At 63.0% G+C, this 23,162-nt stretch carries 22 protein-coding genes; 15 read left to right on the top strand and 7 right to left on the bottom strand.

The genetic code is table 11. The annotated features are described in order from the left end of the window. Nucleotides 1-63: 63 nt before the first annotated feature. A complete protein-coding gene (locus tag FKV68_RS02165; RefSeq protein ID WP_180939915.1) occupies nt 64-897 on the bottom strand; it encodes a class II glutamine amidotransferase in 834 nt (277 codons plus the stop codon). Between the two features lie 252 nt (nt 898-1,149). Between FKV68_RS02165 and FKV68_RS02160 the strand changes: the two genes are divergently transcribed. The 10 genes from FKV68_RS02160 to FKV68_RS02115 all read left to right on the top strand — a co-directional run bounded on the left by FKV68_RS02160 (nt 1,150) and on the right by FKV68_RS02115 (nt 12,621). Continuing rightward, nucleotides 1,150-2,280, top strand: a complete 1,131-nt coding sequence (locus FKV68_RS02160; RefSeq protein WP_180939914.1) for a Gfo/Idh/MocA family protein — start codon at nt 1,150-1,152, stop codon at nt 2,278-2,280. A gap of 242 nt (nt 2,281-2,522) precedes the next feature. Continuing rightward, the gene (locus FKV68_RS02155) at nt 2,523-3,377 is read left to right on the top strand and encodes a MurR/RpiR family transcriptional regulator (protein WP_180939913.1); all 855 of its coding nucleotides are present in this window, start codon (nt 2,523-2,525) and stop codon (nt 3,375-3,377) included. 160 nt (nt 3,378-3,537) lie between these two features. Beyond that, nucleotides 3,538-5,454: a bifunctional 5-dehydro-2-deoxygluconokinase/5-dehydro-2-deoxyphosphogluconate aldolase gene (locus FKV68_RS02150; RefSeq protein WP_180941383.1), complete on the top strand. Its 1,917-nt coding sequence runs from the start codon at nt 3,538-3,540 to the stop codon at nt 5,452-5,454. A 67-nt stretch (nt 5,455-5,521) separates the two neighbouring features. After that, nucleotides 5,522-7,375, top strand: a complete 1,854-nt coding sequence (gene iolD / locus FKV68_RS02145; RefSeq protein ID WP_180939912.1) for a 3D-(3,5/4)-trihydroxycyclohexane-1,2-dione acylhydrolase (decyclizing) — start codon at nt 5,522-5,524, stop codon at nt 7,373-7,375. 206 nt (nt 7,376-7,581) lie between these two features. Next, nucleotides 7,582-8,484, top strand: coding sequence for a myo-inosose-2 dehydratase (iolE, locus tag FKV68_RS02140; protein ID WP_180941382.1), 903 nt, complete (start codon nt 7,582-7,584; stop codon nt 8,482-8,484). 194 nt (nt 8,485-8,678) lie between these two features. Further along, the gene (gene iolB / locus FKV68_RS02135) at nt 8,679-9,479 is read left to right on the top strand and encodes a 5-deoxy-glucuronate isomerase (RefSeq protein ID WP_180939911.1); all 801 of its coding nucleotides are present in this window, start codon (nt 8,679-8,681) and stop codon (nt 9,477-9,479) included. A 169-nt stretch (nt 9,480-9,648) separates the two neighbouring features. Beyond that, a complete protein-coding gene (locus tag FKV68_RS02130; protein WP_180939910.1) occupies nt 9,649-10,053 on the top strand; it encodes a GFA family protein in 405 nt (134 codons plus the stop codon). Between the two features lie 4 nt (nt 10,054-10,057). Beyond that, nucleotides 10,058-10,864, top strand: a complete 807-nt coding sequence (locus FKV68_RS02125) for an AraC family transcriptional regulator (RefSeq protein WP_180939909.1) — start codon at nt 10,058-10,060, stop codon at nt 10,862-10,864. A 96-nt stretch (nt 10,865-10,960) separates the two neighbouring features. Continuing rightward, nucleotides 10,961-11,863, top strand: a complete 903-nt coding sequence (locus FKV68_RS02120; protein ID WP_180939908.1) for a DMT family transporter — start codon at nt 10,961-10,963, stop codon at nt 11,861-11,863. A gap of 65 nt (nt 11,864-11,928) precedes the next feature. Further along, nucleotides 11,929-12,621, top strand: a complete 693-nt coding sequence (locus tag FKV68_RS02115; protein ID WP_180941381.1) for a B3/B4 domain-containing protein — start codon at nt 11,929-11,931, stop codon at nt 12,619-12,621. 157 nt (nt 12,622-12,778) lie between these two features. On the opposite strand, the gene FKV68_RS02110 is transcribed toward FKV68_RS02115, so the two are convergent. After that, complete coding sequence (locus FKV68_RS02110) at nt 12,779-14,362, bottom strand: peptide chain release factor 3 (RefSeq protein WP_180939907.1); 1,584 nt, start codon at nt 14,360-14,362, stop codon at nt 12,779-12,781. A 97-nt stretch (nt 14,363-14,459) separates the two neighbouring features. On the opposite strand from FKV68_RS02110, the gene dut reads away from it, so the two are divergent. After that, on the top strand, nt 14,460-14,930 hold the full coding sequence (gene dut / locus FKV68_RS02105; RefSeq protein ID WP_180939906.1) for a dUTP diphosphatase: 471 nt from the start codon (nt 14,460-14,462) through the stop codon (nt 14,928-14,930). Between the two features lie 58 nt (nt 14,931-14,988). Here the strand turns inward: dut and FKV68_RS02100 are convergent, their stop codons facing one another. Further along, complete coding sequence (locus FKV68_RS02100) at nt 14,989-15,423, bottom strand: Lrp/AsnC family transcriptional regulator (RefSeq protein ID WP_180939905.1); 435 nt, start codon at nt 15,421-15,423, stop codon at nt 14,989-14,991. Nucleotides 15,424-15,558: 135 nt separating this feature from the next. Between FKV68_RS02100 and FKV68_RS02095 the strand changes: the two genes are divergently transcribed. Next, complete coding sequence (locus FKV68_RS02095; RefSeq protein WP_180939904.1) at nt 15,559-16,470, top strand: DMT family transporter; 912 nt, start codon at nt 15,559-15,561, stop codon at nt 16,468-16,470. Here the strand turns inward: FKV68_RS02095 and FKV68_RS02090 are convergent. Both FKV68_RS02090 and FKV68_RS02085 read right to left on the bottom strand, forming a co-directional pair. Continuing rightward, nucleotides 16,454-17,215 carry a gamma-glutamylcyclotransferase gene (locus FKV68_RS02090; protein ID WP_180941380.1) on the bottom strand — a complete coding sequence of 254 codons (762 nt, stop codon included), beginning with the start codon at nt 17,213-17,215 and terminating at the stop codon, nt 16,454-16,456. The two genes, FKV68_RS02095 and FKV68_RS02090, sit on opposite strands and share 17 nt — an antisense overlap. A gap of 164 nt (nt 17,216-17,379) precedes the next feature. After that, a complete protein-coding gene (locus tag FKV68_RS02085; RefSeq protein ID WP_180939903.1) occupies nt 17,380-18,012 on the bottom strand; it encodes a LysE family translocator in 633 nt (210 codons plus the stop codon). 173 nt (nt 18,013-18,185) lie between these two features. Between FKV68_RS02085 and FKV68_RS02080 the strand changes: the two genes are divergently transcribed. Both FKV68_RS02080 and cysK read left to right on the top strand, forming a co-directional pair. Beyond that, on the top strand, nt 18,186-18,803 hold the full coding sequence (locus FKV68_RS02080) for a LysE family translocator (RefSeq protein WP_180939902.1): 618 nt from the start codon (nt 18,186-18,188) through the stop codon (nt 18,801-18,803). Nucleotides 18,804-18,939: 136 nt separating this feature from the next. Beyond that, a complete protein-coding gene (gene cysK / locus FKV68_RS02075) occupies nt 18,940-19,908 on the top strand; it encodes a cysteine synthase A (protein ID WP_180939901.1) in 969 nt (322 codons plus the stop codon). 82 nt (nt 19,909-19,990) lie between these two features. Here cysK and FKV68_RS02070 read toward each other — a convergent pair whose 3' ends face one another. Next, nucleotides 19,991-20,935, bottom strand: coding sequence for a threonine/serine dehydratase (locus FKV68_RS02070; protein ID WP_180939900.1), 945 nt, complete (start codon nt 20,933-20,935; stop codon nt 19,991-19,993). 119 nt (nt 20,936-21,054) lie between these two features. On the opposite strand from FKV68_RS02070, the gene FKV68_RS02065 reads away from it, so the two are divergent. Beyond that, nucleotides 21,055-21,357, top strand: a complete 303-nt coding sequence (locus tag FKV68_RS02065; protein WP_180939899.1) for an ArsR/SmtB family transcription factor — start codon at nt 21,055-21,057, stop codon at nt 21,355-21,357. A gap of 125 nt (nt 21,358-21,482) precedes the next feature. On the opposite strand, the gene FKV68_RS02060 is transcribed toward FKV68_RS02065, so the two are convergent. Continuing rightward, a complete protein-coding gene (locus tag FKV68_RS02060; RefSeq protein ID WP_180939898.1) occupies nt 21,483-23,015 on the bottom strand; it encodes a YifB family Mg chelatase-like AAA ATPase in 1,533 nt (510 codons plus the stop codon). Between the last annotated feature and the right edge of the window lie 147 nt (nt 23,016-23,162).

The raw sequence follows: 23,162 nt of genomic DNA, 5'->3' as shown, positions 1-23,162 counted from the left end.
AACCGTTACACACTTTTCCTGGAATTGCTCTAGCCACTCGAGAGATCAAATGTCCTGCCGCGCTCACGCGCTCAGTTCGGCGCGTGGCGTGTCCGCCAACGGGCATTCCCGTGCCTCGACCTCGGCGGTACCGAAAAGGCGCACGTCGACGCCGTTCTCGCCGACGATGACCGCTGCACCGTCCGGGATCTCGACCCAGGCATTGTCGTCGTCGTTGAGCGGTTCGGAGACCAGACAGTAGCCGCCGCTCTGCCCCATCGGCGCCGCATAGAGCGTCGGCGCCTTCCAGTCGGTGGCATAACGTATCGCATAGAGATTGCGGCCATCGGACAAGGCGGCCGTGAAGCGGACGAGCGGCTGGCCACCGAGACGATCGGCAAGGCGCTCGACGAACGCAAGCGTCTCGGCAATCGCGCCGAGCGGATCGCGATCGAGGCCGAACTGCAGGGCCAGGAGAAAGAGCAACTCCGAGTCCGTCGTCCCGGTGCGCGCCGCGTAGAGATCATTGTCGAGCATGCTCTCCATTGGCCGGCGCAGATGCTCGAAATCACTGATCTGGCCGTTATGCATGAAGGACCAGCGCCCGAAGACGAAGGGGTGGCAATTGTCGCGGCGCGTACCGCCGCCGGTCGCTGCGCGGACGTGGGCAAGGAACAACGGTGAACGGATCTGCCGGGCGATGCTCCTGAGATTGCAATCGGACCAGGCGGGAAGGATGTCGCGGTAGCGGCCAGGCTCCGGACGATCGCCGTACCAGGCAATACCGAAGCCGTCGCCGTTCGTCGCGGTTTTCGCGCGCGTTGCACAATGGGACTGTTCGATCAGCGAGTGCGCCGGAGAAGTTACGAGTTCCTCGAGATAAAGCGGCTCTCCGCGATAGGCTGCCCAACGGCACATGCTTTCTTCACTCCGGCTTCTCGAGGCGATTCGTTAACCATCGTTACCGGCGATGTTCCATGAAACATGGTAAAAATGCGTTAACAAATTCACCCCCTGCCCGTCACTCCTAGCGGATTTGCCGTTCCGGCGCTGTTTCTCGCGGCACATTGCCGCCAGGGACATTTCGAACAAATATTCCATATTGACAACATTCGCACCTTTCATTTCACTTTCCCCGAAGCGTAAGGGGCTGTGCCCGGGAGGAATGACATGAGCGGCAAACGCAAACTGGGCGTCGGCCTGATCGGCACGGGTTTCATGGGCAAGGCCCACGCTCTTGGCTTTACGACTGCTGCGCGGGTATTCGATCTTCCCTTCGAGTTGGACCTGGTTTCCGTCGCTGACGTAAGCGAAGGAAGCGCCGAAGGCGCGCGCCAGCGTCTTGGGTTCCGCAAGGCAACGGCGGACTGGCGGGATCTCTTGACCGATCCCGACATCGAGATCATCGATATCACCACGCCGAACCTTCTGCACAAGGAGATGGCGCTTGCGGCCATCGCCCACGGCAAGCACGTCTATTGCGAGAAGCCCTTGGCGCCGACCGTCGCCGACTGCGCGGAAATGGTCGCCGCGGCCGAGAAGGCCGGCATCGTCACCCAGGTCGGCTTCAACTATCTCAAGAATCCGCTGATCTTCCTCGCCAAGGACATCATAGAAAGCGGCGAGATCGGCGAAATTCGCTCGATGCGCGGGATTCACGCCGAGGACTTCATGGCCGATGCCAACGTTCCCTGGGGCTGGCGGCTCGATCCGCGGAGCGGCGGCGGCGCGCTTGCCGACATCGGCAGCCACATCATCGCCTCCATGCGCCACCTCGTCGGTCCGATCAGGTCGGTACTCGCGGAAACGGTCATCCAAATCGCGGAGCGCCCGGTCTCGCGCGGCGCCGCCGAGACGCGGACCGTCGAAGTCGACGACATCACCCGTGCTTTTGTACGCTTCGAGAACGGCGCGACCGGCAGCTTTGAGGCAAGCTGGATCTCCACCGGCCGCAAGATGCAGCATGACTTCGAAATCTACGGGTCGAAGGGCAGCATTGTCTTCACCCAGGAACGGCTGAACGAAATCAGGATCTATTATGCCGGCGACGACGTCCGCAGTCGTGGCTTCCGCACGATCTGGGCCGGACCGGAGCACCCGCCCTACGGCGCCTTCTGCGTGGCGCCGGGCCACCAGATCGGCTTCAACGATCTGAAGGCGATCGAGGTCCACGAATTTCTCGACGCGATCGCCAAGGGCGGCAAGCCCTCAACCGATTTCCGCGAGGGCTACGAGGTCCAGAAGGTGCTGTCGGCGACCTACCAGTCGGCCCGGACGAACGAATGGGTCGAAATCGGCTGACCGCATTCGGCCGGGTATCCGGTCTGTACATTTTTTGCCCCTCACCCTAACCCTCTCCCGCAAGCCGGGAGAGGGGACTGAAGCGAGCGCCGCGGGTGTCCTTCTCCCCGCTTGCGGGGAGAAGGTGGCCGGCAGGCCGGATGAGGGGCGGACATGACGGAAAATGGAACATCCATTCTACCCTGACCGTCATCAATCGATTAGAATGAGGCAGTGAAACAAGAGGCCGGAGATTCTGAACGATGCCAACGCCGGAGACGACCATGGACGTCCCTCAGGATTTCGAGGCGCTGAAGGCCGTCATCCTCGAGCGCAAGGCGCAACTGCCGAAGCGGCTGAAACAGGTCGCGGCCTACTCGCTCGACAATCCGGACGAGATCGCCTTCGGTACGGCGGCGAGCATTGCGACATCCGCCGACGTCCAGCCGTCGACGCTCGTGCGCTTCGCGCAACATTTCGGTTTCGAGGGTTTTTCGAGCCTGCAGCAGATTTTTCGAGCGCGGCTCAGGGAACGCACGCCCGGATACGAAGAGCGGCTGAAAGCCCTGAGCCAGAACGAACACAGCAAACTCGAGAGCGGCTCGATCTTCAACGGCTTCGTCGCCGCAGCCCATCGATCGCTGGACAACGTCGCCACATCCGTCGAGCCGGAGGCCTTCGAGCGTGCCGTCGACATCCTCGCCAAGGCCGACACGATCTATCTCATCGCCAAGCGCCGCTCCTACCCTATTTCCAGTTACATGGCCTACGCCTTCGGCAAGCTGAAAGTGAAGTATCAGCATGTCGGGACGGCAGCAGGGATCGACGACGACATGCTGGCGATGGCGACGAAGCAGGATGCGGCCTTCGCCGTCAGCTTTTCGCCCTACGCCTCGGAAAGCGCCAGCCAGGCGCGCCTGCTCGCCAGCCGCAAGGTGCCGGTCGTGTCGCTTACCGATTCGGCTTTCTCGCCGCTAGCCGAGTCATCGAAGGTCTGGTTCGAACTGGTCGAGGCCGACCACGCCGGTTTTCGTTCCCTTTCCGCAAGCATGGCCTTTGCGATGGCGCTGACGGTGGCGATCGCCGAGAAGCGGCAGCGCCTGGCGGACGGACAATAGAATGAAAATTCCATATTGACGAAACGACGGAATTTATGTTTCATAACCTCATCGCCCATGACATAATCATGATTGTCGGCGCCGGCGCGGCGTCCGCGGGGAGGAAGCAGTGAGCCAGAGTCCATCGGCCCAAAGCACGTCGGCCCAAAGCCCGTCGGCAATGGGAGCCAAGCCCCTCGACCTCATCACGATCGGCCGGGCCTCGGTCGATCTCTACGGCCAGCAGATCGGCACACGGCTTGAAGACGTGGCAAGCTTTGCCAAATCCGTCGGCGGCTGCCCCTGCAACATCTCCGTCGGCACCGCGCGCCTCGGGCTGAAATCGGCACTGCTGACACGCGTCGGCGACGAGCAGATGGGCCGCTTCATCCGCGAACAGCTTCAACGCGAGGGTGTCGAAACCCGCGGCATCGCCACCGATCCGGAGCGGCTGACGGCGCTCGCGATCCTTTCCGTCGAAAACGACAAGTCCTTCCCGCTGCTCTTCTATCGCGACAATTGCGCCGACAACGCGCTTTGCGAGGACGATGTCGCGGAAGACTTCATCCGGTCCGCGCGCGCAGTCCTCGTTTCGGGGACGCATTTTTCCAAGCCGAATACCGATGCTGCACAGCGCAAGGCGATACGCATCGCCAAGGAAGCGGGCGCGAAGGTCGTCTTCGACATCGATTATCGCCCCAATCTCTGGGGCCTTGCCGGCCACGACGCCGGCGAAAGCCGCTACATCGCCTCCGACCGCGTATCCGCCCACCTGAAGACCGTTCTCGGCGACTGCGATCTCATCGTCGGCACGGAGGAAGAGGTTCTGATCGCGTCCGGCGAGAGCGATCTGCTGAAGGCACTGAAGACCATCCGCTCGCTGTCCAAAGCCACGATCGTCTTGAAGCGCGGGCCGATGGGCTGCATCGTTTATGACGGCACGATCTCCGAAAATCTCGAGGACGGCATCGTCGGCAAGGGTTTTCCGATCGAGGTCTACAACGTGCTCGGTGCGGGCGATGCCTTCATGTCCGGTTTCCTGCGCGGCTGGCTTACCGGCGAACCGCATGCGACGTCTGCCACCTGGGCCAATGCCTGCGGCGCCTTCGCGGTGTCGCGCCTGCTCTGCGCGCCGGAAATCCCCACCTGGACCGAACTCAATTTCTTCCTCGAAAACGGCAGCAAGGAAAAGGCGCTCCGCAAGGACGAGGCGATCAACCACGTTCACTGGGCGACGACCCGCCGCCGCGATATTCCGCTCCTGATGGCGCTTGCCATCGATCACCGCAGCCAGCTGGAAGATATTGCGGACGGCAAGGCGGAACTCCTGGCCCGCATCCCCGCTTTCAAGGTGCTTGCGGTCAAGGCGGCCGCCCAGGTCGCCGCCGGCAGACCGGGCTTCGGCATGCTGATCGACGACAAATATGGCCGCGACGCGCTTTATGCCGCCGGCGCCTATCGCGATTTCTGGATCGGCAAACCGATCGAACTTCCGGGCTCGCGTCCGTTGCAGCTCGAGTTCAGCCAGGACCTCGGCAGCCGCCTCATCGACTGGCCGGTCGATCACTGCATCAAGGTGCTTTCCTTCTTCCATCCCGACGATCCGGCCGAGCTCAAGGCCGCGCAGATCGCGAAGCTTCGCGCCGCCTTCGAAGCGGCGCGCAAGGTCGGCCGCGAGATCCTGATCGAGGTCATTGCCGGCAAACACGGCACGCTTGACGATCTGACCGTTCCGCGGGCGCTTACCGAACTTTACGATGCCGGTTTGAAGCCCGATTGGTGGAAACTGGAGCCACAGGCGAGCCGCGGTGCCTGGGCGGCGATCGACGCCGTGATCGCAACGCGCGACCCGCTCTGCCGCGGCGTCGTCCTGCTTGGCCTCGAGGCGCCCTACGAGGTGTTGAAGGAGGGCTTTGCCGCCGCCCGGACGTCGAAGACGGTCAAGGGTTTTGCCGTCGGCCGGACGATCTTCGCCGACGCCAGCAAGGCCTGGCTCGCCGGCACCATCACCGACGAGCAGGCGATCGCCGACATGGCGGCAAGGTTCAAGGCGCTGGTGGATCTCTGGCTGCAACTGGGTGAAACAAAGGCTGCATAAATCGCGCGGGCGAGGATGCAGCGGAAAGGGCGAAGCAAGGACTTCGCTCGCGAGGAGGAAACAGAAAATGAGCCAGAAGACCGTGCGCCTCACCATGGCCCAGGCCGTGGCGCGGTTCCTGACCAAGCAGATGACGATCATCGACGGCGAGCGCGTGCCGATCTTCGGCGGCGTCTTCGCCATTTTCGGTCACGGCAACGTCGCCGGCGTCGGCGAGGCGCTTTACGCCGTGCGGGAAACACTGCCGACCTACCGCGGGCAGAACGAACAGGGCATGGCGAATGCCGCGATCGCCTTCGCCAAGGCGAGCTTCCGCCGCCGCTTCATGGCCTGCACGACCTCGATCGGCCCCGGCGCACTCAACATGGTCACCTCGGCGGCGCTCGCCCATGTCAACCGCCTGCCGGTCCTGCTCTTGCCCGGCGACGTCTTCGCCAACCGCCGGCCCGATCCGGTGCTGCAGCAGGTGGAAGGTTTCGGCGACGGCACGATCTCGGCAAACGACTGCTTCCGCCCGGTCTCGCGCTACTTCGACCGCATCACCCGGCCGGAGCAGATCATCCCGGCGCTGCGTCGCGCCATGCAGGTTCTGACCGATCCGGCCGATTGCGGCCCGGTGACGCTCTCGCTTTGCCAGGACGTGCAGGCGGAAGCCTACGACTATCCGGAATGCTTCTTCGAAGAAAAGGTGTGGGTGCCGCGCCGCGTCGAACCCGATCTCGATGAATTGGCGACGGCGATCGCGTTGCTCAAGTCGGCGAAGAAGCCGATCATTATCGCCGGCGGCGGCGTGCTTTATTCGGAAGCAAGCGTGGAGCTCGCGGACTTTGCCGAAAAGCACGGCATTCCGGTCGTCGAGACGCAGGCCGGCAAGTCCGCGCTGCCGCATTCGCACCCGCTCAACATGGGCTCGGTCGGCGTGACGGGCACCTCCGCTTCCAACGCGCTTGCGGAGGAGGCCGATGTTGTCCTCGCCGTCGGCTCGCGGCTCCAGGATTTCACCACCGGCTCCTGGGCACTCTTCAAGAACGATGCGTTGAAGATCATCGGCCTCAACGTTCAGCCCTTCGATGCCGGCAAGCACGATGGCCTGCCGCTGATTTCCGATGCGCGGGCCGGTCTCAACCGGATCTCCGGCGGGCTCGGCGGCCACAAGGCCGACAGCGCCTGGACCGAGAAGGCGAAGGTGGGCAAGGCCGAGTGGCTGGCCGCGGCCGACAAGGCGACCGCCACGACCAATGCGGCGCTTCCCTCCGATGCCCAGGTGATCGGCGCGGTCCAGCGCGCCCGCGGCGGCAAGAAGACGACGCTCGTCTGCGCCGCCGGAGGTCTTCCGGGCGAATTGCACAAGCTGTGGCAGGCGGAAGAGCCCGGCGGCTACCACATGGAATATGGCTTCTCGACCATGGGCTATGAAGTGGCCGGCGGCCTCGGGGTCAAGCTCGCCAAGCCCGACTGCGACGTGGTCGTCATGGTCGGCGACGGCAGCTACATGATGCTGAATTCGGAGATCGCCTCTTCGATCATGCTCGGCGCCAAGATCACGGTCGTCCTTCTCGACAATGCCGGCTACGGCTGCATCAACCGGCTGCAGATGGGAACGGGCGGCGCCAACTTCAACAACCTCCTGAAGGACACGCATCACGTGACCTTGCCGGGCATCGATTTTGCCGCCCATGCCGGCGCCATGGGTGCGGTCACGCGCAAGGTCGCCTCGATCCCGGAGCTTGAGGCAGCGCTCGCCGAAACGGCGGAAGAACAGCGCACGACCGTCATCGTCATCGACACGGACCCGCTGATCACCACGGAAGCCGGCGGACACTGGTGGGATGTCGCAGTTCCGGAAGTATCGGAACGCGCGCAGGTGAAAACGGCCCGCGAAGGCTACGAGAAGGCGCTCCAGTCGCAGCGTTTGGGGTGAAGTCAACGACCACTGGCGCAGGTTCATCTAATGACCCCTCACCCTAGCCCTCTCTCCGCTGGCGGGGAGAGGGGACGAAGTCGGCGCCGCGAGTCCCTTCTCCCGTCCTCACGGGAGAAGGTGGCGGCAGCCGGATGAGGGGCGTGCGTGCCAAACCGATAACGAAGCATCCGCTTCAAGCAGACGACGAACAGAAAGTGAAAGACATGATCCGCTACGGAACCAACCCGATTGCCTGGAGCAATGACGACGATCATTCGATCGGCGCGCATCTGACGCTCGAGGACTGCCTTTCCGATTGCCAGAAGATCGGCTTCGACGGCATCGAGAAGGGCCACAAGATGCCGTCCGATCCGGAGGCGCTGAAGCAGAAGCTCGCGTCTTACGACCTCGTCTTCGTTTCCGGATGGCATTCCACCAATCTGCTGACGCATGACGTCGAAGCCGAGAAGAAGGCAATTCAGCCGCATCTCGACCTCCTGAAGCACAATGGCTGCAAGGTGGCGATCGTCTGCGAGACCTCGAATGCCATTCACGGCGACGATTCGAAATCCGTCGCCAACGACAAGCCGGTGCTGCCGGCAGATCGATGGAAGAAATTCGGCGCCGATCTCGAAGCGATCGCTCAGTATTGCGCCGACCAGGGCATCGATGTCGTCTATCATCATCACATGGGCACGATCGTCCAGACCGGTGAGGAGATCGATCTGCTGATGCAGAACACAGGCCCGGCGACGAAGCTCTTGCTCGACACCGGTCACGCCTGGTTCGGCGGCTCCGATCCGGCGGAGGTCGCGAAGAAATACATGCACCGCGTCCGCCATATCCATTGCAAGAACGTCCGTCCCACGATCCGCAAGGAAGTGGAAAGCCAGGGCCTCTCCTTCCTCGAGGGCGTGCGGCGCGGCGTCTTCACCGTTCCGGGCGACAAGGAAGGAGGCGTCGACTTCCTGCCCGTCCTGAAAATCGCCGCCCAACACGGGTATGATGGTTGGTTGGTGATCGAGGCGGAACAGGATTCAGCTGTACGCAATCCGTTCGAATACCAGTCGCTGGGGCTGAAGTCGCTGAAGGTTTTCGCGAAGGAAGCGGGGCTGGACCGGGTATAGCTCGCCCCTCATCCGGCTGCCGCCACCTTCTCCCCGTAAGGACGGGGAGAAGGGATATGCCGGCCCCAGATCCGCCTCCCTGAGCGAAGGCGAGAAGGTGCAACGGCAAGTTCCAGAATCCCCTCTCCCCGCGAGCGGGGAGAGGGTTAGGGTGAGGGGCAGCCTCTACTCATCGATTTCAGGAGACCGTCGAAATGTCCAAACTGCTCGTCAAACCGAAGGCACGATCCGGGCTGATGCAGGAGATCACGCCCGAGAGCGCCGGCTGGACCTATGTCGGTTTCGCGCTCAACCGATTGAAGCCCGGCGAAAGGACGGCGGGCGAAGCCGGTGACAAGGAGCTCTGCCTCGTTCTCGTCAGCGGGAAGGCGAAGATTTCCGTCGACGGCGAAGACCTCGGCGAGCTCGGCGAACGCATGACGCCCTTCGAGGGCCAGCCCTATGCCGTCTATGTGCCGAAGGGGAGCCAGTGGCAGGCTGAAGCGACGACCGATCTCGACCTTGCCGTCTGCTCGGCACCCGGTGGCGAAGGCTTCAAGGCCAAGGTCATCCGCCCCGGCACGCACCCGCAGATGACGCGCGGCAAGGGCACCAACACCCGTTACGTCACCAACATCATGCCGGAGGACGACGGATCGGCACAGTCGCTGCTCGTCGTCGAGGTGATCACCCCGGGCGGGCACACCTCGTCCTACCCGCCGCACAAGCACGATCAGGACGACCTGCCGGCCGAAAGCTATCTCGAGGAAACCTATTACCACCGCCTCAACCCGCCGCAGGGCTTTGCGATGCAGCGCGTTTACACGGATGATCGCTCGCTCGACGAAACCATGGCGGTGGAGGACGGCGATGTGACCCTCGTTCCGAAGGGCTACCACCCGGTTGCCGCCGTCCACGGCTACGACGTTTATTATTTGAACGTCATGGCGGGCCCCAAGCGGATCTGGAAGTTCCACAACGCCAAGGAACATGAGTGGCTGTTCACCGGCATCTGACGAGACTCTCTGGACGTTTGCCCCGGCTGGTCTATCGTAGCCGTCTACAGCGACGCTCGCCTTATCAGACGCAAAGGACGCTGTCGCGCTTTGAATGCTGCATGTTCTTTTTCAATCGACGACGGTCCAAGGAACCATGCAGTAGCGAAAAACGTGCGAGGAGCGGCCAATGCGGATCGATGGTCAATGCCACTGCGGCCATGTCACCTACGAGGCGGAGATCGATCCGGACGACGTGTCGATCTGCCATTGCACGGATTGCCAGCAACTGACCGGCTCTGCCTATCGGGTCACCGCGAGCACGCCGCGGGCGTCCTTCCGTCTGACGGGTGCGGAGCCAAAACTTTACGTCAAGATCGCCGAGAACGGGCGAAAGCGCCTGCAGTTCTTTTGTCCGGAATGCGGCTCGCCGATCTACACGACGGGTACGGACGAAGACGCCGAGGAGGTCGGCATCCGCCTCGGCACGATCAACCAGCGGCGCGCGCTTGCGCCACGGTCGCAGATCTGGTGCTCGTCCGCCCTGCCCTGGATCGGGGACGTTGGCAAGCTGCCTGGCAAGCCGCGGGACTAGAGGCATGGCGAAGCGCCAGTTCAGAATGCTGCCTCGCCGGATCGCCGGCGTCGATGCGGTCGAAGCGGCCACGCGTCACAGCTTTCCACGCCACACGCATGACCAGTTCGGAATCGGCCTTGTCCACCAAGGGGCGCAAAAGTCCCTGAGCGGGCGCGGGCTGGTGGAGGCAGAGCGCGGCGACGTGATCACCGTCAACCCCGGCGAGGTCCACGACGGCACGCCGATCGGCGATGCCGGTCGCTCCTGGCGTATGCTCTATCTCGATCCGGCTATCGTCCAAACCGCCATCAGCGATATCAGCGAGGGCGGACGACGAATCTGCGAGTTCGCCGACCCGGTCATCCGGAATGCCGCACTTGCTGCACGCTTCCGCGAACTTTTCGCAATCGCGACGACCTCGGAGGGCAGCGACGCGACCGTTCGCTGGGACGAACTCGTACTGATGCTTTTTGCCGAGGCAATGCAGGTCATCCCACGCGACGCACGCAAGGTGCCGAAATCGATCGCCACGGCGCGCGGCCTGATCGATGACGATCCGCTGGCTGCCATCACTCTGGCTGATCTGGCGCGCGAAAGCAGCCTCAGTCGATTCCAGCTGGTGCGGGGATTTGCGAAGGCAACCGGCCTCACGCCCCACGCTTATCTGGTTCAGCGGCGGATCGACATCGTCCGACGCCTGATTGCCGAAGGCACCCCACTCGCTGAAGCGGCGATCGCCGGTGGCTTCGCCGACCAGAGTCATATGACGCGCGTCTTCGTGCGCACTTTCGGCGTTTCACCGGGCGCCTATGTCGCAGCCTTGGGCTAGAGCATTCCGCTCTCGCGATCTGATACCTGCAATTCCGTTCAAGACCGCCAATCGTCGATCGGGTTTTCTGCAGCCCTCACAAGAGGATTGGCGGTCATGTCGAGGCAATTTCAGGGTTATATCTATCTGTCGCTCGCGATGGCACTGGTCGGCAGCACGGTTATCGCGAGCAAGGTCATCGCGTCCGGACTGCCGCCGTTCACTGCCACGGCCTTGCGCTTCGCGCTTGCCTTTCCGCTCTTCCTCGTGCTGATGCGCGCGACCCGGACGGCATGGCCGAAGCTGCAACGACGCGACTGGCTCATCCTGTTCATCCAGGCGGGCGCCGGCAGCGTCGGATATACGACGCTCCTGATTTCCGGTCTGCGGCTGACGTCAGCCGCCGACGCAGGGGTCATCATCGGCACCCTCCCCATCGTTTCGGCGGCGATTGCCATCGTCGTTCTCGGCGAACGGCCGGATCGTTCCATCCTGCTGGCGATCACCCTCGCCGCTGGGGGCGTCCTTTCGATCGTCTTCCGGGCAAGCGCCGGCGGCGCGCATTCGCTCCTCGGCAACACCCTGGTCTTCGGCGCCGTCATCTGCGAAGGTCTCTTCATCCTCATCAACAAGCGCCTGACAACCGCTACTTCGCCCCTCGCCCTGTCGACGCTGATGGCCGGCCTGGGCGTCGCTGTCTCGGCACCGATTGCCCTCCTCGAATTTCCGCAGGCAGCTGCGGTAACCACGCAATCGATCATCGCGGTCGCCTACTACGCTCTTGTCCCGACAGTCGGTGGCTTCCTGCTCTGGTACGCAGGACTGGCAAGAGTGAGCGGCACGGAGGCCTCGGTGTTCACGGCGATCGCCCCTGTCTCAGCCGTTCTCCTTGCCTTTGCCATGCTTGGAGAGCCGATTTCCGCCAATCAGCTGATCGGCATTGCTTGCGTGCTCGCCGCCCTCCTCAGCCTGGGTTTACGGTTGCCGAGCGCTCAGCGAAGGCGTTCGGAGGCCGGATGAGGCATCCTGTATTCCCGAGCGCAATTGCCACGGCAATCGCTGTTCACACCAGAGAGGCAGTAACAATGCATTTCCGCCATGCAAGCGACATCTGGAGGGATTTTCCCGCACTTTCCGCGGGTATTCTTCACGCCGAAGGCATTCACCGAGACGTGTCTGTCGATGCGCATGTCGCTGCTTTCGAGGCCGCGGCGAAGGCACGGCTCGCGGCAAGCTCGGAGGCCGAATTTCCGGAAATCCAGGCCTGGCGACGCGCCTTCTCGCGCCTGGGATTGAAGCCGACGCAATACCGTTCGGCCTCCGAAGCGCTGCTCCGGCGGTTCCGCAACGATGGATCTCTGCCACGGATCCATCCGGTGATCGACCTTTGCAATGCCGCATCGCTTGCCTTCGCCATTCCGATCGCCGTTTTCGATCTCTCCAAAGTGGCCGATCATCTCCAGGTTCGTTACGCCTCCGGCAGCGAGATCTACACGACGTTTTCCGGCGAAACCGAACATCCCGAGCAGCATGAAGTGATCTTCGCGGACGAAGAAGGGCGAGCGCATGCGCGGCGCTGGACCAACCGGCAAAGCGGCTATTCGGCGGTCGGCAGTGAGACGACGGCCGTGCTGATCGTCGCCGAAGCGCTGCATCCAGGCGGCGAGGTCGGTGTAAGGCGGCTGGTTGAACAACTCGAAACGGCTATCCGCGCGATCTGGTCCGTCGATCCCAGGAGCGCGATCCTGAACGGCTCGTTCCCACGCTTCGATTTTTGATCTCGCGGACGCCTCTTACCGGCTGTCGTGCAATAGCCCTCATCCGCCTGCCGGCACCTTCTCCCCGTTACGACAGGGAGAAGGACGCACGCCGCGCCCACCCGCCTGTCCCCTCTCCCCGCAAGCGGGGAGAGGGCTAGGGTGAGGGGCAAATTCGTCACGCCGCCTTGGCGACGTGATATTCCTTGATCGCCACCATCCTGATCGCCGGATAGCGTTCCGCCTCGTAGCGCAACGAGAAGCTGTCCTGCGCCATGAACACCGGATCGCCGTCGAGATCGCGCGCGATGTCGCCGCGGCGGGCCGTGATGAACTTGTCGAGCTCACCCGGATGATCGGCGGAAATCCAGCGGCAGACAGAGAAGCGCGACATCTCGAAGGAGACTGGCAGGCCATATTCCGCCTGCAGCCGCTCCTTCAGAACGTCGAGTTGCAGCGCGCCGACGACGCCGACGATTGCCGGCGAGCCGTCCTCCGGCGAAAAGAGCTGCACGACGCCCTCTTCCGCCATCTGCTGCAGCGCTTCCTTGAGCTTCTTTGCCTTCATCGCGTCCTCAAGCCGGACGCGGCGGAGAATTTCCGGGGCGAAGTTCGGAACGCCCTGGAAGACGAGCGGCTCACCTTCGGTGAGCGTATCGCCGATGCGGAGCGTGCCATGATTGGGGATGCCGACGACGTCGCCGGCAAAGGCGGTGTCGGCGAGCTGGCGCTGCGAGGCGAAGAAGAACTGCGGTGCCGACAGGCCCATCTGCTTGCCGGTGCGCGAGAGCCGCGCCTTCATGCCGCGCTCGAGCTTGCCGGAGCAGACACGGACGAAGGCGATGCGGTCACGATGGTTCGGATCCATATTCGCCTGAATCTTGAAGACGAATGCCGTCATCTTCTCGTCCGTCGCCTCGACGGTGCGAATATCGGCGACCTGCGCGCGCGGCGCCGGCGCGAACTCGCTCAACGCATTGATGAGGTCACGCACGCCAAAATTCCTGAGCGCCGAGCCGAAGAAGACCGGCGTCAGATGGCCTTCAAGGAAGGCCTTGTGATCGAACGGCTTGCAGGCCTCGATCGCCAGCGTCGTTTCCTCGATGAAGGCGTCACGCTCGTTTTCCGGCAGGCGGTGCGAAGCCATTTCCGGATCGTTGACCTTGGTCAGGCGTTCCTGCGTGTCGGCGCCGCGCACCTCGTTGGTGGCGAGGTGATAGGTGCCGCAGAAGGTCTTCGAGCGGCCGATCGGCCAGGTGACCGGCGCGCAGTCGAGCGCCAGCTTGTGTTCGACCTCATCGAGGATCTCGAAGGGATCGCGGCTCTCGCGGTCCATCTTGTTGACGAAGGTGATGATCGGAATGTCGCGCAGGCGGCAAACTTCAAAGAGCTTCAGCGTGCGCGGCTCGATGCCCTTGGCGGCGTCGATCACCATGACGGCCGCGTCCACCGCCGTCAGCGTGCGATAGGTATCGTCGGCGAAGTCCTCGTGGCCGGGCGTGTCGAGCAGGTTGAAGACGGTGTCGCTATATTCGAAGGTCATCACCGAGGTGACGACCGAAATGCCGCGCTCGCGCTCGATCTTCATCCAGTCCGAGCGGGTCTGGATGCGGTCCTTCTTGGCCTTGACCTCACCGGCGAGCTGGATCGCACCGCCGAAGAGGAGGAGCTTTTCGGTGAGCGTCGTTTTACCGGCGTCCGGGTGCGAAATGATCGCAAATGTGCGGCGGCGGGAAACCGCCTCGGCAATGCTTTCGGCCATAGTCTGAGTATCCTGTGAGTTGCGCGGTCTTTACAGGCTCGCAGACCAATATGCAATTGACTGCGACAAGACCGCTGGCGCTTATGACGGAATGACCATGCATCCGCTTGAAAACCGCCCTGCCCTCTCGCTCGTCCGCCTCCCGCATGGGCAGGATCTCGACCTGCCCGCATATGAGACGGCCGGGGCCGCAGGCATGGACTTGCGCGCAGCCGTTCCCGCTGGCGGGCCGATGGCGATCAAGCCGGGGGGACGCGCCTTGGTGCCGACCGGTTTCATCTTCGAGATTCCTCTCGGCTACGAAGGCCAGGTCAGGCCGCGCTCGGGCCTTGCCTTCAAGCACGGCATCACCTGCCTTAACACGCCGGGAACGATCGACAGCGACTATCGCGGCGAGGTTAAGGTGCTGCTCATCAATCTCGGCGAGGACGATTTCGTCATCGAGCGCGGCATGCGCATCGCCCAAATGGTGATCGCACCCGTGACGCAGGTGGCGATCCGCGAGGCCGACGGGGCGAGCACGACTGCACGCGGCGCCGGCGGCTTCGGTTCTACCGGATCCAAGTAATGAATGTGGTCCAAAAGCGTGAAGAGGTTTTGGGCTAACCGCAGCATAAAACGAGAATCTAAAGCGGCGGCAGCCGACGCTTGACCGGCGTCGACTTGACGATCGAAGTGTTGGTCTGTGCCCGTTCGGCGATCCGGTCGAGGATCGTGTCCAATTCCTCCATATCCCGCACCAGCATCTTGGCGATGAAGCAGTCGTCGCCGGTGATCTTGTCACATTCGACAATCTCCGGCGTTTCGTGAATGAGCTTTTCGACGATGTGCAGCATGCCGGGCATCGGCTTGACGCGCACGACCGCCTGCAACGGATAGCCGAGTCGCGCCGGATCGATGGAGACGGTGAAGCCGTTGATGACGCCGCGTTCCTCAAGCTTGCGCAGCCTTTCGGCCGCGCTCGGCGAGGAAAGGCCTGCCTCCTGCGCAAGCTCCTTCAGCGACACGCGGGCGTTGGCCGCGAGAATCTCGAGAATGCGGCAATCGACATCATCCAGCATCAAGTCACCCGCGATAAGATAAACCAGCCACTTCGCCTCTCATAATTAGGCATCATAATCCACCTGCCTTCCTGAATCCATGTAAAATCGCCCAACGGCCGATTATTGTTATGCAATCGGAAAAGGAGACCAGCGATGGATAGCGAACTGAAGCGCGGAAGTGTTGAGATGACGACGGCAATGCTGATTTCGGGGACCATCGGCTGGTTCGTGCTGATGTCCGGCCAGCCGGTCACAGGTGTGGTATTCTGGCGCTGCGTCTTCGGTGCGCTGACGCTGATCGCGCTCGCGGCAATGCTCGGGCTCATCGACTTCCGCCAGCTAAAGCCGCGCGTCGTCTTCCTTTCCACGCTTGGCGGCGTGGCCATCGTCGTCAACTGGCTCCTGCTTTTTGCCGCCTACTCGCGCGCATCGATCTCGATCGCCACGATGGTCTACAACACGCAGCCCTTCATGCTGCTCGGTCTCGGCGCCCTGTTTCTGGGCGAACGGATCACCGTTACCAAGCTTTTCTGGCTTTCGGTCTCATTCGCGGGAATGATGGCGATCGTCTCCGCCAAACCCGGCGGCGGCTTCGATCCCGACCATTATCTGTCCGGCATCGCGCTTGCGATCGGCGCGGCCTTCTTCTACGCCGTCGCCGCGCTCGTCACCAAGCTTCTCACCGGCACGCCGCCGCATCTGATCGCGCTCATCCAGGTCTTCACCGGGGCGATCATGCTGGCGCCCTTCACTCTCTCCGCGCCGCTGCCGGAGGGCGCGTGGCAATGGACCTTGCTCGTCGCTGTCGGCGTCGTCCATACCGGCATCATGTATATCCTGCTCTACGGAGCGATCCAGCGGCTGCCGACCCATATGACCGGCGCGCTCTCCTTCATCTATCCGATCGCCGCGATCCTCGTCGATCGGGTGGCTTTCGGTCACGAATTGCAGGCGGTACAGATCGCCGGCTCGGTGGCGATCCTCTTGGCCGCGGCCGGCATGAATCTCGGCTGGAGCCTTCGGTCGGTCCCGCTTTTCAAGCGCGCAATCAGACCGGGCGCCTGATCATCAGGCGCTCGGCGGTCTCGTTCGCATGCGCCGTTCCATTGTTGCGCTCGATGCACTCTGCGACGAGCGCTTGCAGGCGCCATAGATTGCGGTCCCGGATGCCCCTGGCCTCGAGATGCGCCACGGTGTTGAGCAGATACTCCGCCCCCGAGCCGACATGACCGCAGGCGCAAGCCAAGACCTCGGCAACGGCTTCGAGAGAGAGACGTCCGGCATAGAGCGGCGAAGCGCGGTTCATGACGAAGGCCAGGGCCGGCACCGGCCCGGAGGCCGTCTCGACCTTGATCCAGCGCGGCATGCTGTTGGGCGGCTTATAGGTGAATTCGCGCCGGAAGAGTTTTCCGAATTGCCCCTCGAGGTCATCGTCCGGCAATTCGTAGAGCACGCCTCGGCATTGTCCCCCGCGATCGAGCGCCATCATGAGGCCCGGCTGTTCGGGCGTTCCCCGGAAGCGGATCATGCGGAAACAGAAGGAGCGATGCCAGCCCCGGGCAACACCGACCGTTTCGCCGACATGTTCGATCTCCGGCCTCCAGATCAACGATCCATAGGCGAAGAGCATCGTTGGCGACCCCGGAGCCGGATGGCTCCTTATCATCCGCGCCACCCATTCGTCGTAGTCCGCATCGCTGTGGAGTACAGCGCCCGGCCCCGGGCCGCCGTCGGCAATCGCCCGGTCAACCTTTGCGACGTGGGCCGGGGTCAAGCTGAGCGGTCTTGGTTTGCCGGGTGTCGTCATCATCTCCGCCACGCACGCTTTCTCAAATCGTACCCCGATTGAAGGATAAAAACACGCAGCGATTCAAAGCGCTACAGCGATTTTGTGCCTCTGAAAGACGCGCGGCGCCGTGGAAGGATCGCGCACCAGCCACCCGGAAGCAGGTTGTTGGCCCCGCACGTCCCGCTTTATCTGCGCGCCTCCGCCGCCATGCTGACGGCAAGGCTCGCAAGCACGGTGCTCATCAACCACCGCTGCACCAGCATGAAGAGCGGGCGGCCGGCAAGGAAGGCGGCGATCGAGCCCGCCGTCACCGCGATCAAGGCGTTAACGGTGACGCTGATCATGATCTGCAGGCCGCCAAAGACGAGCGACTGGAGAAGGATGTCGCCCTGTTCGGGGCGGATAAATTGCGGCAGCAGCGAAAGGTAGAGGACTGCCACCTTCGGGTTGAGCAGGTTGGTGACAAGCCCCATCAGAAAGAGCTTGCGCGGCCCGTCCTTCGGCAGGTCGCGCACCTGGAAGGGCGAGCGGCCGCCGGGCCGGACTGCCTGCCAGGCGAGATAAAGCAGGTAAACCGCTCCGGCAAAACGCAAGGCGTCGTAGGCGAAAGGAACCGCCAGCAGCAATGCGGTGATGCCAAGCGCGGCAAAGACCATGTAGAAGACGAAACCGAACGCCACGCCTCCGAGTGAGATGAGGCCCGCCGCCGGTCCCTGGCAGATGGAACGCGAGATCAGGTAGATCATGTTCGGGCCGGGCGTCAGCACCATGCCGAGCGCAATCAGGGCAAAGCCGACAAGGTTCTGGATTTCGGGCATGAAGCATGACCCTCCGCAATTTTTCCGGAAGGTGAACGGCTCTTCGGAGCCGAGCAACGGCGTTCTTGTCACCCGATCAATTTTCTCACGAGAAGCGTCGCGATAGGGTCAACGCAGGTTCTCCTTCGCCACGCTTTGCGCTAAACAGATCATCGTCCAGGAGGAAACACATCGTGACACTCGCGGCCCTTCTCGCCTATAGCGGCGCCCTCTTCATCGCCGCAGCCATTCCCGGCCCCGGGATAACGGCGCTGGTTGCGCGGGCACTCGGCTCCGGCTTTCGTGAAACCTTTTTCATGGGCCTCGGACTGATTCTTGGCGACATGACCTATCTGACGGCCGTGGTGCTCGGACTCGCCTTCGTCGCCCAGACCTTCACCGCGGCCTTTCTGATCGTGAAGATCGCCGGTGCGCTCTATCTCGGTTACATCGCCTGGAAGCTTTGGACCGCCGGCCTGTTGTCGCAGGACATACAGGCGAAAAAATCGGCGAGCGCGGCGATGTCTTTCCTGTCGGGGCTCATGGTGACGCTCGGCAACCCCAAGACGATGCTGTTCTATGTTGCGCTCGTGCCGACGCTCATCGATCTCGCAGCGATCGGCCCCGAGGATTACAGCCTGCTATTGGCGGCAACCTTCCTCGTCCTTCTTACGGTGCTGGTGCCTTACATGCTGCTCGCGGCCCGCGCCCGTTCGCTCCTGAAGCAGCCGAAGGCGCTCAAGGCATTGAACCGCGCAGCCGCCGGCATTCTTGCCGGAACGGCGGCCTACATCGCCACTCGCGCGAGCTGAAAAAAGATTTCGCCGCGGGCTGTCGTGTAGACGCTTTTTTCCTCCGGCTGGCACGCTCCGAGGCCCGTCTCACCCTGGAACGGGCTTGTTATTCCCCGTATTCTCGCCGCAACGATTTCAATTAAGGGAGAAACACATGTCCGAAACGCGCAAGCCCGGCCGCGGCCGCGTCTTTTCCTCGATCACCGAGACGATCGGCGACACTCCCATCGTGCGGCTGGACAAGCTCGCAAAAGAGAAGGGCGTAAAGGCGAATCTCCTCGCCAAGCTTGAATTCTTCAATCCGATCGCCTCGGTGAAGGACCGCATCGGCGTCTCCATGATCGAGTCGCTCGAGGCTCAGGGCAAGATCGGGCCCGGCCGCACGACCCTCATCGAGCCGACATCGGGCAATACGGGCATCGCGCTCGCCTTCGTTGCAGCCGCCAAAGGCTATAAACTGATCCTCACCATGCCGGAGACAATGTCGGTCGAAAGGCGCAAGATGCTTTACCTGCTTGGCGCGGAGCTCGTTCTGACGGAAGGCGCCAAGGGCATGAAGGGCGCGATCGCCAAGGCGCAGGAGCTCACCGAGACGCTTCCCGACGCCATCATTCCGCAGCAGTTCGAAAATCCGGCCAATCCGGAAATCCACCGCAAGACGACGGCCGAGGAAATCTGGAACGACACCGAAGGCGGCGTCGATATTCTGGTCTCGGGCATAGGCACAGGCGGCACGATCACCGGCGCCGGCCAGGTCCTGAAGGCGCGCAAGCCTTCGGTCAAGGTCATTGCGGTGGAGCCTGAAGAGTCTCCCGTACTTTCCGGCGGCGAACCCGGTCCGCACAAGATCCAGGGGATCGGCGCCGGCTTCGCGCCGGCGATCCTCGATACGAGCATCTACGACGAGGTGATCACCGTGAATGCGGGCGAAGCGGTGGAAGCCGCCCGCCTCGTCGCGAGACTCGAGGGCGTGCCGGTCGGCATTTCAGCAGGCGCTGCGCTCCAGGCCGCAATCGAGGTGGGTCAGCGCGAAGAGAACGCAGGCAAGAACATTGTCGTGATCATTCCCTCGTTTGCGGAGCGCTATCTATCGACAGCACTGTTCGAGGGCCTGGGGGCGTAATCTCACGCTGGATTCAAAGGGCCGCTTCTTGCCCCCTCTTTTGGACGGCAATGGTCCGTGGCCCTTTGAATCCCTGCAAATATCAGTCGAAATGGACCGCTGTTGTATTTGCGCCGCATATAAGGACGCAGACTTTCTCGCCTGGCTCCGGCGTATATTTTCCGCTCAATAGGGCGGCAAAGGCCGCTGCACCGCCCGGTTCCGCGACGATCCGTATCGTGTCCCACAGTGCTGCCTGCGCCTGTTTGATTTCGTCGTCACCGACAAGGATCGAGCGCTCGACGTAAGCTTGGGCGATGGGGAACATCAGTGCGCCGACCCGCTTCGGCGCTAGGGAATCGGCGGCAATTCCCTCGGCGGGAGCATCAACCGGCCGGCCGGCGTCGAGCGCCATGTGCAGCGTCGGCGAGCCTTCGGGCTCCACCGCGATGACTCGCGTCCGTCCGGCAAACCAGGCTGCTATGCCGCCAATCAATCCGCCTCCGCCGACGGCAACCAGCAAAGTGTCAATGTCCGGCAGGTCCTGTTCTATCTCCAGGCCGATGGTTCCCTGGCCGATCAAAGTCTCAGTCTGGTCGTAGGCGTGGATAGCACGCACGCCTGCCTCTTTCACGAACATTTCGCTTGCCGAAAGGGCATCCGCATAGCGCTCGCCCCCGACAACCAGCTTTGCACCATAGCTTCGGATCCGGGCCGCTTTGGCGGGTGACGTCACATCTGGCACGAAAATTGTCGCGGGAACGCCCAAGCGGCTTGCCGCATAGGCGACCGCGGCACCATGATTGCCACCCGACGCGGCGACAACACCGGCCGGCGGCACGGCTCGTCCGACCAGATTGGTGAAGGCGCCCCGCGCCTTGAACGATCCGGAATGCTGTAAACATTCGAGCTTGAGTCCGACAGACAGGGGCGCTCGGCCGAAATCCGCCATGTCGACGCGGAGAATGGGCGTGCGCCGAATGTAGGGACGGATCAGAGCTTCCGCCTCCCGGATGCGTGTCTGTGAAACGGAGGTATCAATCATCATGGAAAGCTCCCAACGCGATATTTCTGTGTCAAACCGACCATGCGGGCGGAGCATCGCGCAAACTTTATCCAATCCCGCTTCACCATTGACTTTAATTCGTAACTTAGCAAACTAACGAAATGCAAGAGATTGATATCATGAAAGCGCTCGCCAACGAACGGCGGCTTCAGATTCTCGCCTGGCTCAAAGAGCCGCTGGCCCATTTCCCGCCGCAGGTGGACGGAGATCTCATCGAGGACGGCGTCTGCGCCGTGTTGATAGCGGACAAGCTCGCCATTTCCCCGGCGACGCTGAGCGAGCACATGCGTGTTCTGTCTCAGGCCGGGCTTGTGCGCGCGAAGCGGATCAAGCAATGGGTCTTCTACAAACGTGACGAGGCGCGAATCAGGGCGGCGAAAACGCTGATCCAGGAGAGCTTGTGACCGGTATAGGGCGAGTCGTCGAACGAATCGACGCTTGGGTGTGCGGTAAGCGGTCCCGGCTACGCGATCAGGCCTGCGCTTCGGTTTGCCCCGGCGCGCTCCGTTTTGTTTCGCACTTGATGACGCTACGCCGCCACCGGCAATCGCTCACCGGCAACACGGTAGGAAATCGCTTCGGCAAGATGGATGCGGCCAACGGTCGGCGCCTCGTCGAGGTCGGCAAGCGTGCGGGCCACCTTCAGCACCCGGTGGTAGCCGCGCGCCGAGAACTTCATCTTCTCCGCAGCGTCGCGTAGGAGCTGCAGGCCGGTGGCGTCTGGCTCGGCGATCTTCTCGATCATCGTCGTAGATGCGCGGGCATTGTTCGTGAGCTCCGGATGGCCGAGCGCGGCGAAGCGGTCCGCCTGCAGCGCGCGGGCGCGGGCGACGCGCTTGGCGACGGCTGCACTCGGTTCGGCCGCCATCGGGCGGAGGAGGTCCGCAGCACTGACGGCCGGGACGTCGATGCGGATATCGATGCGGTCCATCAGCGGTCCGGAAATCCGCGCCTGATAATCGGTCATGCAGCGCGGACCGCGGGCGCATGTGCGCCCGGGCTCACCCGCCATGCCGCAACGGCAGGGGTTCATCGCCGCGACGAGCTGGATCGCCGCCGGATAGCTGACACGGTGATTGGCACGCGCGATGATGCATTCGGCGGTTTCGAGCGGTTGGCGCAGCGCGTCGAGGACCTGCGGCGAAAACTCCGGAAACTCGTCGAGAAAGAGCACGCCGTGGTGGGCGAGCGATGCCTCACCGGGCTTCGCCCTGAGCCCGCCCCCGATCAGGGCGGCCATGGTGGCCGAATGGTGCGGCGCGCGAAACGGCCTCCGGTCGGAAAGCTTGCCGCCCGGCAACTGACCCGCGATCGAATGGACCATCGAGACTTCGAGCAATTCCGCCGGCGAAAGCGGTGGCAGGATCGACGGCAGGCGTGCGGCAAGCATCGACTTGCCGGAGCCGGGAGGACCGACCATCAATAGATTATGGTTGCCAGCAGCGGCCACCTCCAGCGCCCGCTTGGCACTCTCCTGGCCCTTGATGTCGGCGAGATCGGGCAGGTTGGCAGCGGCAGCCCGTATGGCGGGCTCGGGGCGGGAGAGCACCTGCGTGCCGCGAAAATGGTTGGCGATGGCGATCAGACTGCGCGGCGCGAGGATGTCGATTTCCGATCCGGCCCAGGCGGCTTCTGGGCCGCTTTCCGCCGGGCAGATCAGGCCCTTGCCGAGCGCGTTGGCGCCGATGGCAGCAGGCAACGCGCCAGCGACGGCGGCAATGGTGCCGTCCAGATTGAGTTCACCGATGACGACGTAGCCGGTGAGCGCATCCGCCGGAACGGCACCGAGCGCCGCCATCAGCCCGAGGGCGATGGCGAGGTCGAAATGGCTACCTTCCTTTGGCAGGTCGGCCGGCGCCAGATTGACTGTGACCCGCTTGGCCGGCAGCGCCAGTCCCGAGGCGTGCAGCGCCGCCTGGACGCGCTCGCGGCTTTCAGCGACCGCCTTGTCCGGCAGGCCGACGATCTGCATGCCGACCTTGCCGGGTGCAACCATCACCTGCACATCGACCGGAACACCTTCAATCCCCTGGAATGCAACCGTGCTGACACGCGCGACCATAACGCCCCCTAGTCACGGCGGCCGCATTTGCGCCGCCACAACCGCCGCCGGTTGCAGCATCAAATCTTGCACGGACTGCGCTCAAAAACAAGAACAATAATAGAACAAATGCGTGGCGGGGCCTCCAAGAAAGCGCGAGACACGCTC

The organism is Sinorhizobium mexicanum (assembly GCF_013488225.1).
Taxonomy (GTDB): Bacteria; Pseudomonadota; Alphaproteobacteria; order Rhizobiales; family Rhizobiaceae; genus Sinorhizobium; species Sinorhizobium mexicanum.
Note: the sequence above shows the minus strand (reverse complement) of the source record. Positions and strands in the feature narration are given on the sequence as shown.